This window comes from Aeromonas hydrophila subsp. hydrophila ATCC 7966 (assembly GCF_000014805.1).
Classification (GTDB): domain Bacteria; phylum Pseudomonadota; class Gammaproteobacteria; order Enterobacterales; family Aeromonadaceae; genus Aeromonas; species Aeromonas hydrophila.
Genome location: NC_008570.1, coordinates 2693448 through 2710403 on the forward strand (window position 1 = coordinate 2693448; position 16956 = coordinate 2710403).

The 16956-nt window shown below is 60.5% G+C and carries 13 protein-coding genes and 1 tRNA gene; 10 read left to right on the forward strand and 4 right to left on the reverse strand.

Annotated elements, in window-relative coordinates:
- Positions 1-8: 8 nt before the first annotated feature.
- Together AHA_RS12330 and AHA_RS12335 are read left to right on the forward strand one after the other, a co-directional pair.
- Entirely contained in the window at positions 9-1280 is a 1272-nt protein-coding gene (locus AHA_RS12330; RefSeq protein WP_011706274.1) for a YeaH/YhbH family protein, read from the forward strand.
- 10 nt (positions 1281-1290) lie between these two features.
- Complete coding sequence (locus AHA_RS12335) at positions 1291-2808, forward strand: SpoVR family protein (RefSeq protein WP_011706275.1); 1518 nt, start codon at positions 1291-1293, stop codon at positions 2806-2808.
- Between the two features lie 64 nt (positions 2809-2872).
- Here the strand turns inward: AHA_RS12335 and fadR are convergent, their stop codons facing one another.
- The gene (fadR, locus tag AHA_RS12340) at positions 2873-3586 is read right to left on the reverse strand and encodes a fatty acid metabolism transcriptional regulator FadR (RefSeq protein ID WP_011706276.1); all 714 of its coding nucleotides are present in this window, start codon (positions 3584-3586) and stop codon (positions 2873-2875) included.
- A 334-nt stretch (positions 3587-3920) separates the two neighbouring features.
- Here fadR and nhaB point away from each other — a divergent pair, with 334 nt between their 5' ends.
- Both nhaB and dsbB read left to right on the forward strand, forming a co-directional pair.
- Entirely contained in the window at positions 3921-5501 is a 1581-nt protein-coding gene (gene nhaB, locus AHA_RS12345) for a Na(+)/H(+) antiporter NhaB (protein ID WP_011706277.1), read from the forward strand.
- A gap of 85 nt (positions 5502-5586) precedes the next feature.
- Positions 5587-6108, forward strand: coding sequence for a disulfide bond formation protein DsbB (gene dsbB, locus AHA_RS12350; RefSeq protein WP_011706278.1), 522 nt, complete (start codon positions 5587-5589; stop codon positions 6106-6108).
- An 86-nt stretch (positions 6109-6194) separates the two neighbouring features.
- Here dsbB and AHA_RS12355 read toward each other — a convergent pair whose 3' ends face one another.
- The 3 genes from AHA_RS12355 to uvrB form a co-directional block, all read right to left on the reverse strand.
- Positions 6195-6848 (reverse strand): DedA family protein, encoded by a 654-nt coding sequence (locus AHA_RS12355; RefSeq protein ID WP_011706279.1) that lies wholly within the window; start codon positions 6846-6848, stop codon positions 6195-6197.
- Between the two features lie 157 nt (positions 6849-7005).
- Positions 7006-7275, reverse strand: coding sequence for a YkvA family protein (locus AHA_RS12360; RefSeq protein ID WP_011706280.1), 270 nt, complete (start codon positions 7273-7275; stop codon positions 7006-7008).
- Entirely contained in the window at positions 7272-9284 is a 2013-nt protein-coding gene (uvrB, locus tag AHA_RS12365) for an excinuclease ABC subunit UvrB (RefSeq protein ID WP_011706281.1), read from the reverse strand. The genes AHA_RS12360 and uvrB overlap by 4 nt, the downstream gene beginning before the upstream one ends.
- A 135-nt stretch (positions 9285-9419) precedes the next feature.
- Here uvrB and AHA_RS12370 point away from each other — a divergent pair.
- The 6 genes from AHA_RS12370 to AHA_RS12395 all read left to right on the forward strand — a co-directional run bounded on the left by AHA_RS12370 (position 9420) and on the right by AHA_RS12395 (position 16948).
- Positions 9420-9495, forward strand: a tRNA-Asn gene (locus AHA_RS12370).
- A 775-nt stretch (positions 9496-10270) separates the two neighbouring features.
- Positions 10271-11956 (forward strand): aspartate:alanine antiporter, encoded by a 1686-nt coding sequence (locus tag AHA_RS12375; protein WP_011706282.1) that lies wholly within the window; start codon positions 10271-10273, stop codon positions 11954-11956.
- Between the two features lie 217 nt (positions 11957-12173).
- Positions 12174-13706: an MltF family protein gene (locus tag AHA_RS12380; RefSeq protein ID WP_011706283.1), complete on the forward strand. Its 1533-nt coding sequence runs from the start codon at positions 12174-12176 to the stop codon at positions 13704-13706.
- Positions 13707-13936: 230 nt separating this feature from the next.
- The gene (locus AHA_RS12385) at positions 13937-14902 is read left to right on the forward strand and encodes a tripartite tricarboxylate transporter substrate binding protein (RefSeq protein WP_011706284.1); all 966 of its coding nucleotides are present in this window, start codon (positions 13937-13939) and stop codon (positions 14900-14902) included.
- A 42-nt stretch (positions 14903-14944) separates the two neighbouring features.
- Positions 14945-15406, forward strand: a complete 462-nt coding sequence (locus tag AHA_RS12390; RefSeq protein WP_010634132.1) for a tripartite tricarboxylate transporter TctB family protein — start codon at positions 14945-14947, stop codon at positions 15404-15406.
- 9 nt (positions 15407-15415) lie between these two features.
- On the forward strand, positions 15416-16948 hold the full coding sequence (locus tag AHA_RS12395) for a tripartite tricarboxylate transporter permease (protein ID WP_011706285.1): 1533 nt from the start codon (positions 15416-15418) through the stop codon (positions 16946-16948).
- Positions 16949-16956 lie beyond the last annotated feature (8 nt).

Consider the following 16956-nt stretch of genomic DNA (forward strand, 5'->3'; position numbering starts at 1 on the left):
GGGGAGTTATGGCGCATTTTATCGACCGCAGGCTCAACGGCAAAAACAAAAGCGCTGTCAATCGGCAGCGCTTCATCCGCCGCTACAAGAAGCAAATCAAACAAGCGGTCTCTGATGCTGTCTCCAAGCGCAGCATCCAGGACGTAGACACAGGCGAGAGCATCAGCATCCCGACCAAGGATATCGGCGAGCCCCATTTCCATCAGGGGCAAGGCGGCAAACGGGAGATGGTGCATCCCGGCAATGACCAGTTCGTCTCCGGCGACAAGATTGACCGCCCCAAGGGAGGAGGTGGCAGTCAAGGCTCTGGCGAAGGGCAGGCTTCCAACCAGGGAGAAGGGGCGGATGACTTCGTCTTCCAGATCTCCAAGGATGAGTATCTCGATCTGCTGTTTGAAGATCTCGAGCTGCCTCGGCTGCAGAAAACCCAGCTCAACCAGCTGATGGAAGTCAAAACCTACCGGGCGGGCTACACCTCCAACGGGGTGCCTGCCAACATCAACGTGGTGCGTTCACTGCAAAATTCGCTGGCCCGTCGGATGGCGCTGCAGGCCGGCAAGAAACGCCAGCTGCATGAGCTGGAAGATAGGCTGGCCCTGCTGGCAGCAGATCCCAACGAACATTTTGCCGAAATAGCCCAGCTCGAGAAGGAGATCAGGGAGCTGAAAAGACGGATCGACGCGGTCCCTTTCATCGACACCTTCGATCTCAAATTCAACAACTTCGTCAAACGGCCCGTCCCCTCCAGCCAGGCGGTGATGTTCTGCCTGATGGACGTGTCAGGCTCCATGGATCAGGCCACCAAGGAGATGGCCAAGCGCTTCTACATCCTGCTCTATCTGTTCCTGAGCCGGACCTACAAAAACGTCGAAGTGGTCTATATCCGCCACCATACCCAGGCCAAGGAGGTGGACGAGCATGAGTTCTTCTACTCCCAGGAAACCGGTGGCACCATCGTCTCCAGCGCCCTCAAGATGATGAACGACATCATCAACGAGCGTTATCCTGCCCATCAGTGGAACATCTATGCGGCGCAAGCCTCGGATGGCGACAACTGGGCCGACGACTCGCCACAGTGCAGGGAGATCCTGGCGCGGGACATCATGCCGCGAGTGCGGTACTACTCCTATATCGAGATCACCACCCGTGCCCATCAGACGCTGTGGCACGAATATGAATCGGTCGCCAGCGAGTTCCCCCACTTCGCGATGGAACACATTCGCAAGGTAGAGGATATCTATCCGGTATTCCGGGAGCTGTTCAAGAAGCAAGCGGCGTGAGGGAGGTCATATGGTAGAAACCGCAAGAAAAGTCGCACCGCTGGACGATGGCCCGGACTGGAACTTCGACCTGCTGGACATTTACCATCAGGAGATAGCCCGGGTCGCCAAGTTCTATCGACTGGATACCTACCCCAACCAGATCGAGGTGATCACGGCAGAGCAGATGATGGATGCCTACTCCAGTGTCGGCATGCCCATCGGTTATCAGCACTGGTCATTCGGCAAGCGCTTTATTCACACCGAGCGCAACTACAAACGTGGCCAGATGGGGCTGGCCTACGAGATCGTCATCAACTCGGATCCCTGCATCGCCTATCTGATGGAGGAGAACACCATGCCGATGCAGGCACTGGTGATGGCCCACGCCTGCTACGGCCACAACTCCTTCTTCAAGAACAACTACCTGTTCAAGACCTGGACCGATGCCTCCTCCATCATCGACTATCTGCTGTTCGCCAAGAACTACATCACCGAGTGTGAAGAGAAACACGGCATCGATGCGGTGGAAAAGTTGCTCGACTCCTGCCATGCCTTGATGAACTTCGGGGTGGATCGCTACAAGCGGCCCCAGAAGATCTCGCTGGCCGAAGAGAAGCGCCGCCAGAAAGCACGGGAAGACTATCTGCAGACCCAGGTCAATGAGCTGTGGCGCACCCTGCCCAAGCAGCACAAGGCCTCCGGGGTGGAAGACAGACGCTACCCGGCTGAACCACAGGAGAATATTCTCTATTTCATCGAGAAGAATGCCCCTTTGCTGGAACCCTGGCAGCGCGAGATAGTGCGCATCGTGCGCAAGATCAGCCAGTACTTCTATCCGCAAAAGCAGACCCAGGTGATGAACGAAGGGTGGGCCACCTTCTGGCACTACACCATCCTCAATCACCTCTATGACGAGGGCAAGATCAGCGATCGCTTCATGATTGAGGTGCTGCACAGCCACACCAACGTGGTCTACCAGCCCCCCTACAACAGCCGCTACTACTCGGGGATCAACCCCTACGCCCTCGGTTTTGCCATGTTTACCGATCTGCGCCGTATCTGCGAGAACCCGACCGAGGAGGACAGATACTGGTTCCCCGATTACGCCGGCAGCAACTGGGTCGATACCCTGCATTTCGCCATGCAGAACTTCAAAGATGAGAGCTTCATCAGCCAGTTCCTCAGCCCCAAGGTGATGCGCGACATGAAGCTGTTCGCCATTGATGACGACGATCTGAAGAACTATCTCAAGGTCTCCGCCATCCACAATGACGAGGGCTACCGCCAAGTGCGCAATACCCTGTCGGCCCAATACAACCTGAGCAACCTGGAGCCCAACATCCAGGTATTCAACGTGGCGGTGAAAGGCGATCGCTCGCTGACGCTGCGCTACGTGCCGCACAACCGGATCCCGCTGGGGGACTCCCGGCACGAGGTGCTCAAGCATCTGCATCAGTTGTGGGGGTTCGATGTGGTGCTGGAGCAGGACAATGGTGAACTGCCTGCCGATATCATCGGGCGTTGCCCGGAGAAAAAACCGGCTTGAGCAAGCAGCTATCCACCATAAAAAAACGCGCCATTTGGCGCGTTTTTCTTGCATCAGAATACCATCAGTTGTCGCACAGATTGCTCGGCATGTCCTGACGCAGACGGGTCCACAACTTGCCTGACTCGATGCCGTACTGACGTACCGTCATGAACACGGCCTCGTGATTCTTGGTCTCGGCCAGGTTCAGCAAGGTCTTGTAGTAGGCATCGGCTGCTTCACGGGCCTGCTTGTCGGAGAAGTAGTAACGGCCAACCCGGCTATACAGCCCCTTGAAGCCGTTGAGGATCAGGGCATAAATCGGGTTGCCTGAGGCAAAGGAGAGCTGGTGGTGCAGGCGATAATCAAACTCTGCATAGGCTTCCGGGGAGTTCTCTACCACGTCGGCACCGCGCAGGATCTCGGCGGCTTGCTCCGGATTGTTGCGGATCGCACCACGAATGAAGATGGTGCAGATGTTGGTGCGCGCCGACAGCAGCTGGGCTACCAGATCCGGCACCTTGTCCTGATCCAGCCTGGCCAGGGTCTCCAGAATGTTGAGGCCCGAGGTTTCCCAGAAGTTGTTCACCTTGGTCGGTTTGCCATGCTGAATTGTGAGCCAGCCATCACGGGCCAGACGCTGCAGCACTTCACGCAAGGTGGTTCGAGTCACACCAATCAGCTCGGACAGCTCACGCTCGGCCGGCAAGATGGATCCTGGAGGAAAGCGATTGTTCCAGATGGACTCGATGATATATTCCTCGGCAAACCCTGCAGGGCTCTGCGCTTTTATGACCATGTAGTGACTCTGTTGTAGTACGTAAAAAGGCTCACGAATAATAGCAAAGCAGGGAGGGCTGGCAAGCAGAAGGTCGGTCCTCTGCTCACATAAGCAGGCCATATTTGTTAAAAATATGTATTGATTCCTGCAATGGGTGCCAGCCAACCCCATCGATTGTCGATAAAACGGCCAATCTCGTGGGCAAGGCCGACTATGTTATTTATAGTTAATGCTCTTTTTGATTAAAATCATGAGGAATCAATCTGATAAGGGACAACATCCGGATGTTCTGGTCGAGCCTGTCTTGACTGCATAGACGCAGATACCAACCACAACACAGAGACCCATTATTATGCCAATCAGCTTAGGGCAAGCCTTTGCCAGGAACTTTCTGGGCAATGCACCCCAGTGGTACAAGGCCGCTATTCTTCTATTCCTGCTGATCAACCCGATCGCCTTTTACCTTGATCCCTTCATCGCCGGCTGGCTGCTGGTCGTCGAGTTCATCTTCACTCTGGCCATGGCGCTCAAGTGCTATCCGCTGCAACCTGGCGGCCTGCTGGCCATTGAGGCCGTGCTGATCGGCATGACCTCGGCCAAGCAGGTCAAACATGAGCTGGTGGCCAATATCGAGGTACTGCTGCTGCTGGTTTTCATGGTGGCCGGCATCTATTTCATGAAGCAGCTGCTGCTCTATGTGTTTACCAAGCTGCTGATCCGGATCCACTCCAAGACCCTGCTTTCATTGGCATTTTGTCTAGTCTCCGCCTTCCTGTCAGCCTTCCTCGACGCCCTCACCGTGATCGCCGTGGTGATCAGCGTCGCCACCGGTTTCTACGCCATCTATCACAAGGTCTCTTCCGGCAAGGAGTTCGGCAACCCGCACGATCATACCGATGATGACGCTGTCAATGAACTCAATCGCCAACATCTGGACGACTTTCGCGCCTTCCTGCGCAGCCTGATGATGCATGCCGCCATCGGTACCGCCCTCGGCGGTGTCTGCACCCTGGTAGGAGAACCACAGAACCTGATCATCGGCGAGCAGGCGGGCTGGAACTTCGGCGAGTTTGCCATTCGCATGTCTCCGGTCACGGTGCCGGTGTTCATCTGCGGCCTGCTCACCTGTGTTCTGGTCGAAAAGTGCCGCTGGTTCGGCTACGGCGCCAAGTTGCCGGACGCGGTACGCCGCATCATGGAAGATTACAACCGCTATGAAGAGGCCGGACGTACCGCCCAGGACAAGGCCAAGCTCATAGTGCAAGCAGCGATCGCCCTCTGGCTGATCCTGGGGCTGGCCATGCACCTGGCGGCGGTGGGCCTCATCGGCCTGTCGGTCATCGTGCTGGCCACCTCGCTCACCGGCATCACCGAGGAGCACTCCCTCGGCAAGGCATTCCAGGAGGCGCTGCCCTTTACCGCACTGCTGGCCGTCTTCTTCAGCGTGGTCGCCGTCATCATCGATCAGCAGCTGTTCAAACCGGTGATCCAGTGGGTGCTGGCCGCCGAGCCGGACGCCCAGCTCGCGCTCTTCTATCTGGCCAACGGCCTGCTCTCCATGGTCAGTGACAACGTCTTCGTCGGCACCGTCTACATCAACGAGGTGAAGACGGCGCTGCTCAACAACGCCATCAGCCGCGAGCAGTTCGAACTGCTGGCCGTGGCCATCAACACCGGGACCAACCTGCCGTCGGTGGCCACCCCCAACGGCCAGGCCGCCTTCCTGTTCATGCTGACCTCGGCGCTGGCACCGCTGCTGCGCCTCTCCTACGGGCGCATGGTGTGGATGGCACTGCCCTATACCCTGGTGCTGGGACTGGTGGGTTTCTTCTCGGTAGAGATGCTGCTCGGGCCGCTCACCGACTGGTTCTATCAGGCTGGCTGGCTGGTGCTCGACAACGTCGCGCCGGCGGCGCTGCCCGTCCTGCATTGATACCATAAGGGCCCATGCGGGCCCTTTCCTTTTGGCCCCTGCTCTGCTCTAATTCAGCCACTGTTTTTTCTGTGAGATCAACCAGATGATAGAGTTTCTGCGCCGTATTGCCGCCCATCGCCTGGCCTGGAGTCTGCTTGCAGCCTCTGCCCTGTTCCTCGAGTTGAGCGCCCTCTTCTTCCAGCATGTGCTGGGCCTGCATCCCTGCGTCATGTGCGTCTATGAGCGGATCGCCACGCTGGGAGTCCTCACCGCAGGGCTGCTCGGCATGGTGGCACCGCAGAAATGGTACGTGCGCTGGAGCGCTCTGCTGTTGTGGGGCTCCAGTGCCTTCTGGGGCCTGAAACTGGCGCTCAAGCATGTGGATTATCAGGTCAATCCCTCCCCCTTCAACGTCTGCGAAGGCTTTGTCGACTTCCCGAGCTGGGCGCCGCTGGATCAGTGGATCCCCTGGATGTTCTACCCGGATGGCGATTGCAGCGAGGTCACCTGGCAGTTCCTGAGCTTCTCCATGCCTCAGTGGCTGGTGGCCATCTTCGCAGTCTACCTGCTGGTGTTCGTCGTGGTGGCCATCGGCAATCTGGTCAAGGGTCGCTGCTGCAGCTAAGCCCGATAGCAGTACAAATAAAGAAGGGAGCCAGCGGCTCCCTTCTTTTTATGTCATTTTGCTTCATCAGCCAGGTGGCAGGGTGCTCAGGACGCCGCCTTGCTGGCGTTCATTCTGGCCTTCACCATGCCGATCACCATGGGCAGCAGCGAAATGCCGATGATGCCGAAGATGAGCAGGGTAAAGTTCTGACGCACCACCGGCAGATTACCGAAGAAGTGGCCGGCATAGACGAATGAAAGGACCCACAACAGACCGCCCACCAGATTGAACGCCAGGAAGCGCGGGTAGGTCATGGCACCCATGCCCGCCACGAAGGGCGCGAAGGTGCGTACGATGGGCAGGAAGCGGGTGATGATGATGGTCTTGCCGCCATGCTTGGCGTAGAAGGCATGGGTCTTGTCCAGGTAATCCCGCCGGAAAATCTTGGAGTCAGGATTGCGAAACAGCTGCTCGCCGAAGAAGTGACCTATGGTGTAGTTCACCACGTTGCCGAGTACCGCGGCGATGATCAGCACGGCGGCCAGGGTATGCACATCCAGCACACTGCCCACGGTGAGCGCACCGGCGGCAAACAGCAGGGAGTCACCCGGCAGGAAGGGGGTTACCACCAGTCCGGTCTCGCAGAAGATGATCAGAAACAGGATGGCGTAAACCCAGATCCCATAGTTTTCAAACAGCTCTTTCAAGTGCACGTCGACGTGCAGGATAAAATCAATCGCAAACAGGATCAGATCCATTTTCTCATACCCATAAAGTGAACGGCGTGGAGTCTACGCCAATGCATTGAGCGCCACAATCTCCCCCACCATGCTCTTTTTTATCACGCCCAAACACAACCGGCATGACACTTTTCATCAAATCAACGGGCGATGCAGCGGGCACGGCCAAGGCGGCCTACTCCCGCTCGGCGAGCGCAGCCCTCACAGCACCTGGCAGACATAACTCCCAACCCCACAACAAGAGCAGCAGCAGGGTCGCATCGTCGAGCCAGCCAACAAATGGCACCACATCGGGGATGAGATCCAGCGGGCTGATACCGTAGAGCAGGACCAGGATCACCAGCCCCCTGGCCCACCAGGGGGTATCGGGGTGACGAAAACCCCGATAGAGGCGGCGCAAACGCCGCCAGATCAGCCAGCGTCGGGCGCCCGGCAAGGCACTCAACTCTCGATCAACTCGTTGCGCAGCCGCTGGATCTGGTCCCGCAGCGCTGCCGCCTGCTCGAACTCCAGATCCCGTGCATGCTGGAACATCTGCTCTTCCATCCGCTTGATCTCCTTGCTGATCTCGCTGGCGGAACGAGCATGGTACTCCCCTTGTGGCTCGGCGGCCTTGCGACTGCCCCGCCCGCTCTTGCCCGCACTGCGACTGCCCCCCATGTCCATCACATCGCCCACCGACTTGTTGAGCCCCGTCGGGGTGATGCCGTGTTCGAGGTTGTGGGCATGTTGTAGGGCACGGCGCCGCTCGGTCTCTTCGATCGCCACCTGCATGGAGTTGGTGATGGTATCCCCGTAGAGAATGACCTTGCCGTTGAGGTTGCGCGCCGCCCGGCCGATGGTCTGGATGAGGGAGCGGGTGGAGCGCAGGAAACCCTCTTTATCTGCATCCAGGATGGCCACCAGCGAGACCTCCGGCATATCGAGCCCCTCCCGCAGCAGGTTGATCCCCACCAGCACGTCGAACTTGCCGAGGCGCAGGTCCCGAATGATCTCCACCCGCTCGACGGTGTCGATGTCCGAGTGCAGATAACGCACCCGCACCTCGTGATCCGCCAGGTATTCGGTCAGATCCTCCGCCATCCGCTTGGTGAGGGTGGTGACCAACACCCGCTCCTCCACCGCCACCCGTTTGCGGATCTCGGAGAGCAGGTCGTCCACCTGGGTAGTGACCGGACGCACCTCGATCTCGGGGTCGAGCAGGCCGGTGGGGCGCACCACCTGCTGCACCACATCGCCGCCGGATTTCTCCAGCTCGTAGGGGCCGGGGGTGGCCGAAACAAACACCGTCTGCGGCATAAGCGCCTCGAACTCGTCGAACTTGAGCGGCCGGTTGTCGAGCGCCGAGGGGAGCCGGAAGCCGTACTCCACCAGGGTCTCCTTGCGGGATCTGTCCCCTTTGAACATGGCGCCGATCTGCGGCACCGTGACGTGGGATTCGTCGATGATGAGCAGGCCGTCCCCCGGCAGATAGTCAAACAGGGTGGGTGGCGGCTCGCCGGGGGCACGGCCGGAGAGGTAACGGCTGTAGTTCTCGATGCCGGAGCAGTAGCCCAGCTCCTGCATCATCTCGATGTCGAACTGGGTACGCTGGCTGATGCGCTGCTCCTCCACCAGCTTGCCCAGCGACAACAGCTGCTCACGGCGGCTCTTGAGCTCCTCCTTGATGTGCTCGATGGCCCCCAAAATGGTCTCGCGCGGGGTGGCGTAGTGAGTCTTGGGGTAGATGGTGTAGCGCACCACCGTCTGCTCGATGGCACCGGTCAGCGGATCGAACAGGGAGAGGCGCTCCACCTCTTCATCAAACAGCTCCACCCGCAGGGCCAGCTTGTCCGATTCGGCAGGGTAGATGTCGATCACCTCCCCCCGCACCCGGAAGGTGCCGCGCTGGAAGGCCATGTCGTTGCGGGTGTACTGCAGCTCGGCGAGGCGGCGCAGGATATCCCGCTGATTGATCAGGTCCCCCACTTTCAGGTGCAGCATCATGCTGAGGTAGGCTTGCGGGTCTCCCAGACCGTAGATGGCCGACACCGAGGCGACGATCACCACGTCACGGCGCTCCAGCAGTGCCTTGGTGGCCGACAGCCGCATCTGCTCGATGTGATCGTTGATGGAGGCATCCTTCTCGATGAAGGTGTCGGTGGTCGGCACATAGGCTTCCGGCTGGTAGTAGTCGTAGTAGGAGACGAAATACTCCACCGAGTTGTCGGGGAAGAACTCCTTCATCTCGCCATAGAGCTGGGCCGCCAGGGTCTTGTTGGGAGCCAGGATCATGGTAGGGCGATTGAGGGTGGCGATGACGTTGGCCATGGTGAAGGTCTTGCCCGAGCCGGTCACCCCGAGCAGGGTCTGATGGGCAAGGCCGGATTCGATGCCATCGAGCAGCTGGGCGATGGCCCTTGGCTGATCCCCGGCGGGTTGAAACTGGCTGGCCAGCTGGAATAACTTGCTCATGACGACTCCCGGCAAAAAAACGCAAGAGCAGAAGTGTACTCCGAGATGGGGTGGGCTGGGTATCCACTCTGCCGGAAGAAGCGGCTATTGACCTCGAAATACGACCTCTGTATGATGCTCCTCCTTGCCTGATGTTCCCCCGTAGTTCAGTCGGTAGAACGGCGGACTGTTAATCCGTATGTCACTGGTTCAAGTCCAGTCGGGGGAGCCAATCTCCTCACCATCTCGGTGCAAGTTATCCACTTTAGTGCTTTCCTCTGCCAATTTTAATGCACAAGCCGCATCCCGCGGTGACGCCTCCCTTTTGATTCCGCATCCGCCCCGGCAGCGTTTTGTTCTGCTGCGCCTAACTATTTGATTTTTATAGAAACAATTTATCTCAGGTATTTTTTGAACAGTCCTTGCAGCCCAGTATTGGCGCGGGATACAGCCTGATCACCAAGTTTCATGAACATGGTTATCCACAGATTCTGTGGGTAAGTAGAGCAAAGCCAATGACGGCCTAGGCTGGCAGGCCATTGCCAGCGACGGACAATGTTTTTCCCTGCCGACCTGATTTTCTGCTGTTTTTGGTCACCCCCCTGAATGGGTTGCCATCGCCGCCGACAGATGCCTTTTGCAGATATCTTTTCGCCATCCCGCACAACGTGGGTCACTCCCTGGCAACACCCACCTATCAGCTCCCGGACTCATGCCATCCCCTTCAGTCAGATGTGCTGAAAAACCAGGAAACCGCCCTGCCAAACAGCAGAGAATAAATTTTCAAGCAGAGCGGAAAGACGAGGATCACAGATAGCAGGAATCACTAATTGACAGCGGGGCTGGCAGAGGGAAATAGAGGTCATCACCAGACCCGCCCCGCAGTTTCCCTCACACAGGCGGGTCGCGTGGCGGGTTAGTGCCGATTAATCCTCCTTTGACGCTTCTTTATTGGTGAGGGATCCGGCACAATATCGGCCCCACTTTTTTCCTCGGTTTTTCCGGGCATGACCATAGATTTTGTGACACTGCTACATCAAAGCGACTCCCTGCTGCTGTTCGTGGTACTGGCCTTCGGCCTGCTGCTCGGTAAAGTCAGGTTCGGCAACTTCCAGATCGGCAACACCATCGGCGTGCTGTTTACCGCCCTGCTGTTCGGCCAGATGGGCTTCGAATTCACCGCCACCACGGAGAACGTCGGCTTCATGCTGTTCATCTTCTGCGTGGGGATAGAAGCGGGGCCGCACTTCTTCAGCGTCTTCCTGCGTGACGGCATCCACTACATCACCCTCACCCTGGTGATCCTGCTGACCGCCCTCTTCCTCACCGTGGGGCTCGCCAAGTTCTTCAACCTGGGGCCGGGCATGGCGGCCGGCATCCTGGCCGGCTCGCTCACCTCGACCCCGGCGCTGGTGGGTGCGCAGGATGCCCTGCGCAGCGGCCTGCTCAACCTGCCCCATCAGACCGACATGCAGTCGGTGCTCGACAACATGGGCATCGGCTATGCGTTGACCTATCTGGTGGGGCTGGTCGGCCTGATGCTGGTGGTGCGCTACCTGCCTTCGCTGGCACGGCTCGACCTCAACACCGAGGCGCAGAAGATCGCCCGTGAGCGCGGCCTCTCCGACAACGAGAGCCGCAAGACCTACCTGCCCATCATCCGTGCCTACCGGGTTGGTCCCGAGCTCGCCGCCTGGATCGGCGGCCGCACCCTGCGCGAGACCGGCATCTACCCCCACACCGGCTGCTACGTGGAGCGGATCCGCCGCAACGGCATCCTGGCGAGCCCGGATGGCGACGCCGTCATCCAGGAAGGGGACGAGATCGCCCTGGTGGGTTACCCCGAGAGCCACGAGAAGCTCGACGTCAACTACCGCAACGGCAAGGAGGTGTTCGACCGCAACCTGCTTGACCTGCAGATCGTCACCGAAGAGATAGTGGTGAAAAACGATGCGGTGGTGGGTCGCCATCTGGTGGAGCTCAACCTCACCGAGAAGGGCTGCTTCCTCAACCGGGTGGTGCGCTCCCAGATCGAGATGCCGTTCGATCGCAACATCATGCTGCAAAAGGGCGACGTGCTGCAGATCAGCGGCGAGAAGCAGCGGGTCAAGCTGCTGGCCAACAAGATTGGCTTCATCAGCATCCACAGCCAGACCACGGATCTGGTGGCCTTCACCACCTTCTTCGTGCTGGGGCTGCTGATAGGCTCCGTCTCCCTGGTGTTCGGCCAGCTCGAGTTTGGGCTGGGCAACGCCGTCGGCCTGCTGCTGGCGGGGATCCTGATGGGCTACCTGCGCGCCAACCACCCCACCGTCGGCTACGTGCCGCCGGGCGCCCTGCGTCTGGCCAAGGATCTCGGTCTGGCGGTGTTCATGGTGAGCACCGGCCTCAAAGCTGGCGGCGGCATTCTGGACCACCTGAGCCAGGTCGGTGCCGTGGTGCTCTTTTCCGGCATGCTGGTGACCACCCTGCCGGTGCTGGTGGGCTACCTGTTCGGAGTCTGGGTGCTGAAGATGAACCCGGCCCTGCTGCTCGGCGCCATCACGGGGGCCCGCACCTGCGCCCCGGCCATGGACGTGGTGAACGAGGCGGCCAACAGCTCCATCCCGGCGCTCGGCTATGCCGGCACCTATGCGGTGGCCAACGTCATGCTGACCTTGGCGGGCTCCTTCATCATCGGCTTCTGGTTCTAGCGCCAACGGCCTGCACAGCACCAAGTACACCAACTCAAGGGGAGCAGCTATGGCTCCCCTTTTCGTTTATGCCGCTCTCCTTTTTGCCTAAGCCCCATCGCCTCGCTCCCGCAGGATAGGGCCTATCGTGCTATGCGCCCCTCACCGACCAAACCCAATGAGCTAAAGCGCCCGCCCCATGCCGCTTACACTCAATGAAACACACGAGGGCATCGTCATGATACGGTTATGGATCCTTCTGGGCTGGCTGCTGTGCGGCCCGCTGCAGGCCGCCACGGCAGCGCAAACCTCCCCCGCAGAGGAAGCCGACCCCGAGCCGGCCGCCCTGGCCTTCAGCAGCGACCAGCTGGCACAGCCCCTGCTTGGCGATCTCGATGCCATGCTGGCACGGCGCACCATCCGGGTGCTCACCACCTACAACAAGACCGGCTATTTCATCTACAAGGGGGTGCAGCGAGGCGTCACCTACGATGCCTTCATCGAGGTGGAGAAGCGGCTCAACGAGCAGCTGCGCAAGCAAAAGAGCCTCAAGCGCCATCTCAAGCTGCACCTGGTCTTCATCCCGGTAGCGCGCGAGGCCTTGCTGGAAGCCCTCATCGCGGGCAAGGGCGACATCGCCGCCGCCAACCTCACCATCACCGAGCGGCGCAAACTGCAGGGGGTGCTCTTTACCGATCCTCTGCTGGAGAACGTGCGGGAACTGCTCATCTCGGGACCGGCCTCTCCCAAGGTGGAGAGCGCCGCCGATCTGGCCGGCCAACGGATCTATGTGCGCCCCTCCTCCAGCTACTTCGAGAGCCTCACAGCCTACAACCAGGCGCGCAAGGCTGCGGGTGAACCCCTCATCGACATCCAGCCCGCCCCGGAGGCGCTGGAAGATGAAGATCTGGTGGAGATGGTCAATGCCGGCCTGCTGCCCTTCATCGTCATGGACGAACACAAGGCCCGGTTCTGGCAAAAGATATTCCCCGCCATCCGCATCCATGAACAGCCGGTGTTCCGGCAAGGGGGGGTCATCGCCTGGGCGGTGCGCAAGGAGAGCCCGCAACTGCTGGCCATGCTCAATGAACAGATAGCCGCCCTGCGCGGCAAACACAGTGGCGACGCCATCCTGGCCCGTTATCTCAAGCAGAACAAGTTCGTCAAGAGCGCCGCCGCCGATGCCGAGCGCCAGAAGTTTCTACAGGTGGTGGATCTGTTTCGCCAATATGGCGAGAAATACGAGGTGGACTGGCTGCTGATGGCGGCCCAGGGCTATCAGGAGTCGGCCCTCAATCACAAAGCGCGCAGCCACGTCGGTGCCATCGGCATCATGCAGATCATGCCCGCCACCGGCAAGGGGCTCAAAGTGGGCGACATCCGCCAGCTCGAGCCCAACATCCACGGCGGCGTCAAATACATGCGCTGGATGATCGACCACTACTATGCAGACGAGCCCATGACGGCCCTCGACAAGGCACTCTTCTCGTTCGCCTCCTACAACGCCGGGCCCGCCCGGGTGGCGCGGCTGCGCACCGAGGCCAAGAAACGGGGGCTGGATCCCAACGTCTGGTTTCACAACGTCGAGTACGTGGCGGCGGAGAAAATAGGGCCGGAAACCGTGACCTACGTGGGCAACATCTACAAGTACTACATCGCCTACAAGCTGGTGATGGAGCAGTTGCAGCGCAGGCAGCAGGCGACCGAGGCCATCAAGCAGCAGGGCACCGGCGGCGACCAGGTCTCCGCCGCACCCGCATCACAGGGATAAGCCAGCCCGTCATCCGCGAGGCTCCTCCTCTGACGGGGAGCCTCGCGCCTTTTCAGCCGCTGCCGCAGTACCATCCTGGCCACCTTCAGCCCCGCCATGGCCCAATCTCACCCCATCGTGACCAGAATGAACACAATGACCACAACAGCCTTAATAGCCATTACGGTCAGATTGTTTGCCGACCAATCCTGATTAATTAACCTTCCTGCAACAATCACAAGGAGTACACCATGTTGCAAGGAACCCTCAAACGCACGTTGCTCTGCTGCCTGCTGGGCGTCAGCCTCGGCGCTCAGGCCAAGATCGACGAAATCCACTTCCTCATTCCGGGCGGCGCCGGCGGCGGCTGGGACAACACCGCCCGCGGCACCGGCGAGGCGCTGACCAAATCCGGCCTCATCACCACCGCCTCCTACCAGAACATCTCGGCCGGTGGCGGTGCCAAGGCCATCGCTCACCTGATCGAGACCTCGGCCCAGTCCGACAAGACCCTGATGGTCAACTCTACCCCCATCATCGTCAAATCCCTCTCCAAGGAGCTGCCGCAATCGTTCCGGGATCTCACCCCGGTGGCTGCCATCATCGCCGACTACCAGGCGTTGGCCGTCCCGCTGGACTCCCCCTATCAGAGCTGGCCCCAGCTGCTGGCCGCCTATCAGGAGAACCCCGCCAAGGTGAAGATTGCCGGCGGCTCAGCCCGTGGCAGCCTGGATCATCTGGTGGCGGCCATGACCTTCAAGAATGCCGGGGCGGATGCCGGCAAGCTGCGCTACGTGGCCTATGATGCCGGCGGCAGCGCCATGGCGGCGGTGCTGGCAGGAGAAACCCAGGTGCTCTCCACCGGCTTTGGCGAGGCGATGGAGGCGGTCAAGTCTGGCCAGATGCGGATCCTCGGCATGACGGCCCCGACCCGGATGCCAGATGCCAGCGAGGTGCCCACCTTCAGCGAGCAGGGCAACCCCACTGTCTTTGCCAACTGGCGCGGCTATTTCGCCTCCCCCGCCGTCAGCGCCGACAAGTCGGCCGAATTCGCCGCCCTGCTCAAGCAGATGTATGACAAGCCGGAGTGGGAGACGGTCCGCGCCCGCAACAACTGGACCAATCTCTATCAAGCCGGCCCCGAGTTCACCGCCTTTCTGATCCAGCAGGAGCAGCAGATCGGCGGCCTGATGCGCGAACTCGGCTTCATCAAGTAATCCCACTGTCGGCGGGCCTGGCCCGCCCATCGGAGTCATCCCATGCACCTGACCAAGGAGCGACTCGGGGGGCTGCTGTTTTTGCTGCTCTCCCTCGCCTACGGCTATCACGCCACCCAGATCCCCGGCTACCCTGGGGACGAATATGAACCCTTCACCGCAAGCACCCTGCCCTATGCCCTGGCCGGTGCCGGCGCCCTGCTCTCCCTGCTGCTGATCTGCTTTCCGGGCGGCGAGCGGCTGCAGCGAGAAAGTGGCAACTGGCGGCTGGTGTTTGCACTGTTGCTGCTGATGCTGGCCTACGGCCTGGCCCTTGGCTGGCTCGGTTTTCTGGTCGCCACCACCCTGTTTCTCATCGGCGGGATCCGGCTGATGGGCGAGCAGAGCCTCGCCTTCGCCTGCAAGGTGAGCCTGCCGTTCACCCTCATCTTCTGGGCCCTGCTCACCAAGGGGCTCAACGTCTACCTCGAGCCGGGCCGGCTGTTCACCCAGTTGCTGGGATAAGGAGAACCCATGTTAGACGGCATTCTGCAAGGACTGGGCACCGCCATGATGCCCATCAACATCTTCATGGTGATCGTCGGCTGTTTCGTCGGCACCTTCATCGGCATGCTGCCGGGCCTTGGGCCCGTCACCGCCATCGCCCTGATGATCCCCATCACCTACGGGCTGGATCCCGCCTCCGGCATCATTTTGATGGCCGGGGTCTATTACGGCTCCATGTTCGGCGGCTCCACCTCCTCCATCCTGATCAACACCCCGGGCTGCTCCGCCAGCATGATCACCGCCATCGACGGCTATCCGCTGGCCTGCAAGGGGCAGGCGGGCAAGGCGCTGGCCATCGCTGCCTACGCCTCCTTCACCGGCGGCACCCTGTCCGCCATCTTCCTGATGGTGGCGGCGCCGCTGCTGGCCAAGGTCTCCCTCTCGTTCCAGTCGGCAGACTACTTCGCCCTCATGGTACTAGGGCTCTCGGCGGTGGCGGCCTTTGCCGGCAAGGGCCAGGTGCTCAAGGCGCTGATCATGGCGCTGTTCGGCATCATGCTATCCACCGTCGGCATCGATCGCAGCGTCGGGGTGGACAGGTTCACCTTCGGTCTGCCGGACTTGCGCGACGGCTTCTCCTTCCTGCTGCTGGCCATGGCCACCTTCGCCCTGGCGGAGATCCTGATGACGGTGCTGCGCCCGGGCAAGGACACCAGCAAGGAGGAGGCGCGCAAGATCCAGCAGCTCGGCTCCCTCAAGCTGAGCAGGGACGAGGTCAAAGAGATAGCGCCCCCCATTGCCCGCTCCTCGGTGATGGGTTTTCTCATCGGCGTGCTGCCGGGGGCCGGCGCCACCATCGCCTCCTTCATGGCCTATGGCGCCGAGCGCAACTTCGCCAGCAAGCGCAGGCAGGAGGAGTTCGGCAAGGGCAGCCTGACCGGCATCGCCGCACCGGAAGCGGCCAACAACGCCGCATCCAGCGGGGCCTTCGTGCCGCTGCTGACCCTGGGGATCCCGGGCTCCGGCACCACGGCGCTGATGCTGGGGGCCCTTATCGCCTACGGCATCCAGCCGGGCCCGCGCCTGTTCATGGAGCACCCGGACGTGTTCTGGTCGGTGATCATCTCCATGTATCTGGGCAACGTGGTGCTGCTGATCCTCAACCTGCCGCTCATCCCCTATCTGGCCAAGATCCTGCAGGTGCCGCGCCCGGTGCTCATCCCCATGGTGCTGCTGTTTTCGCTGATCGGGGTCTATCTGGTCTCCTTCAACACCATGGACATCTATGTGATGGCGCTGGTGGCGCTGATCGCCATCGGCCTGCGCCTGCTGGACTTCCCCATGGCGCCCATGCTGCTCGGCTTCATTCTGGGGGGCATGCTGGAGGATAACCTGCGCCGGGCCCTGGTGATCAACGACGGCTCCCTGAGCTTCCTGTGGGAGCGCCCCATCACCCTCGCCTTCACCCTGATCACCCTGATGATGCTGCTGTTGCCGGTGTGGCAGTGGTGGCAGGCGCGCCGCGCACCGGCCGCCACACTGCAATCCGAACCGAGCTGAGTTGGCGG

Excerpts from the sequence above, each read along its gene's own strand:
- AHA_RS12335 (WP_011706275.1), top strand. The coding sequence starts at position 1,291 with ATGGTAGAAACCGCAAGAAAAGTCGCACCGCTGGACGATGGCCCGGAC.
- AHA_RS12385 (WP_011706284.1), top strand. The coding sequence starts at position 13,937 with ATGTTGCAAGGAACCCTCAAACGCACGTTGCTCTGCTGCCTGCTGGGC.
- uvrB (WP_011706281.1), bottom strand. The coding sequence starts at position 9,284 with ATGAGCAAGTTATTCCAGCTGGCCAGCCAGTTTCAACCCGCCGGGGAT.
- AHA_RS12355 (WP_011706279.1), bottom strand. The coding sequence starts at position 6,848 with ATGGATCTGATCCTGTTTGCGATTGATTTTATCCTGCACGTCGACGTG.
- fadR (WP_011706276.1), bottom strand. The coding sequence starts at position 3,586 with ATGGTCATAAAAGCGCAGAGCCCTGCAGGGTTTGCCGAGGAATATATC.
- AHA_RS12380 (WP_011706283.1), top strand. The coding sequence starts at position 12,174 with ATGATACGGTTATGGATCCTTCTGGGCTGGCTGCTGTGCGGCCCGCTG.
- nhaB (WP_011706277.1), top strand. The coding sequence starts at position 3,921 with ATGCCAATCAGCTTAGGGCAAGCCTTTGCCAGGAACTTTCTGGGCAAT.
- AHA_RS12395 (WP_011706285.1), top strand. The coding sequence starts at position 15,416 with ATGTTAGACGGCATTCTGCAAGGACTGGGCACCGCCATGATGCCCATC.
- dsbB (WP_011706278.1), top strand. The coding sequence starts at position 5,587 with ATGATAGAGTTTCTGCGCCGTATTGCCGCCCATCGCCTGGCCTGGAGT.
- AHA_RS12390 (WP_010634132.1), top strand. The coding sequence starts at position 14,945 with ATGCACCTGACCAAGGAGCGACTCGGGGGGCTGCTGTTTTTGCTGCTC.
- AHA_RS12330 (WP_011706274.1), top strand. The coding sequence starts at position 9 with ATGGCGCATTTTATCGACCGCAGGCTCAACGGCAAAAACAAAAGCGCT.
- AHA_RS12375 (WP_011706282.1), top strand. The coding sequence starts at position 10,271 with ATGACCATAGATTTTGTGACACTGCTACATCAAAGCGACTCCCTGCTG.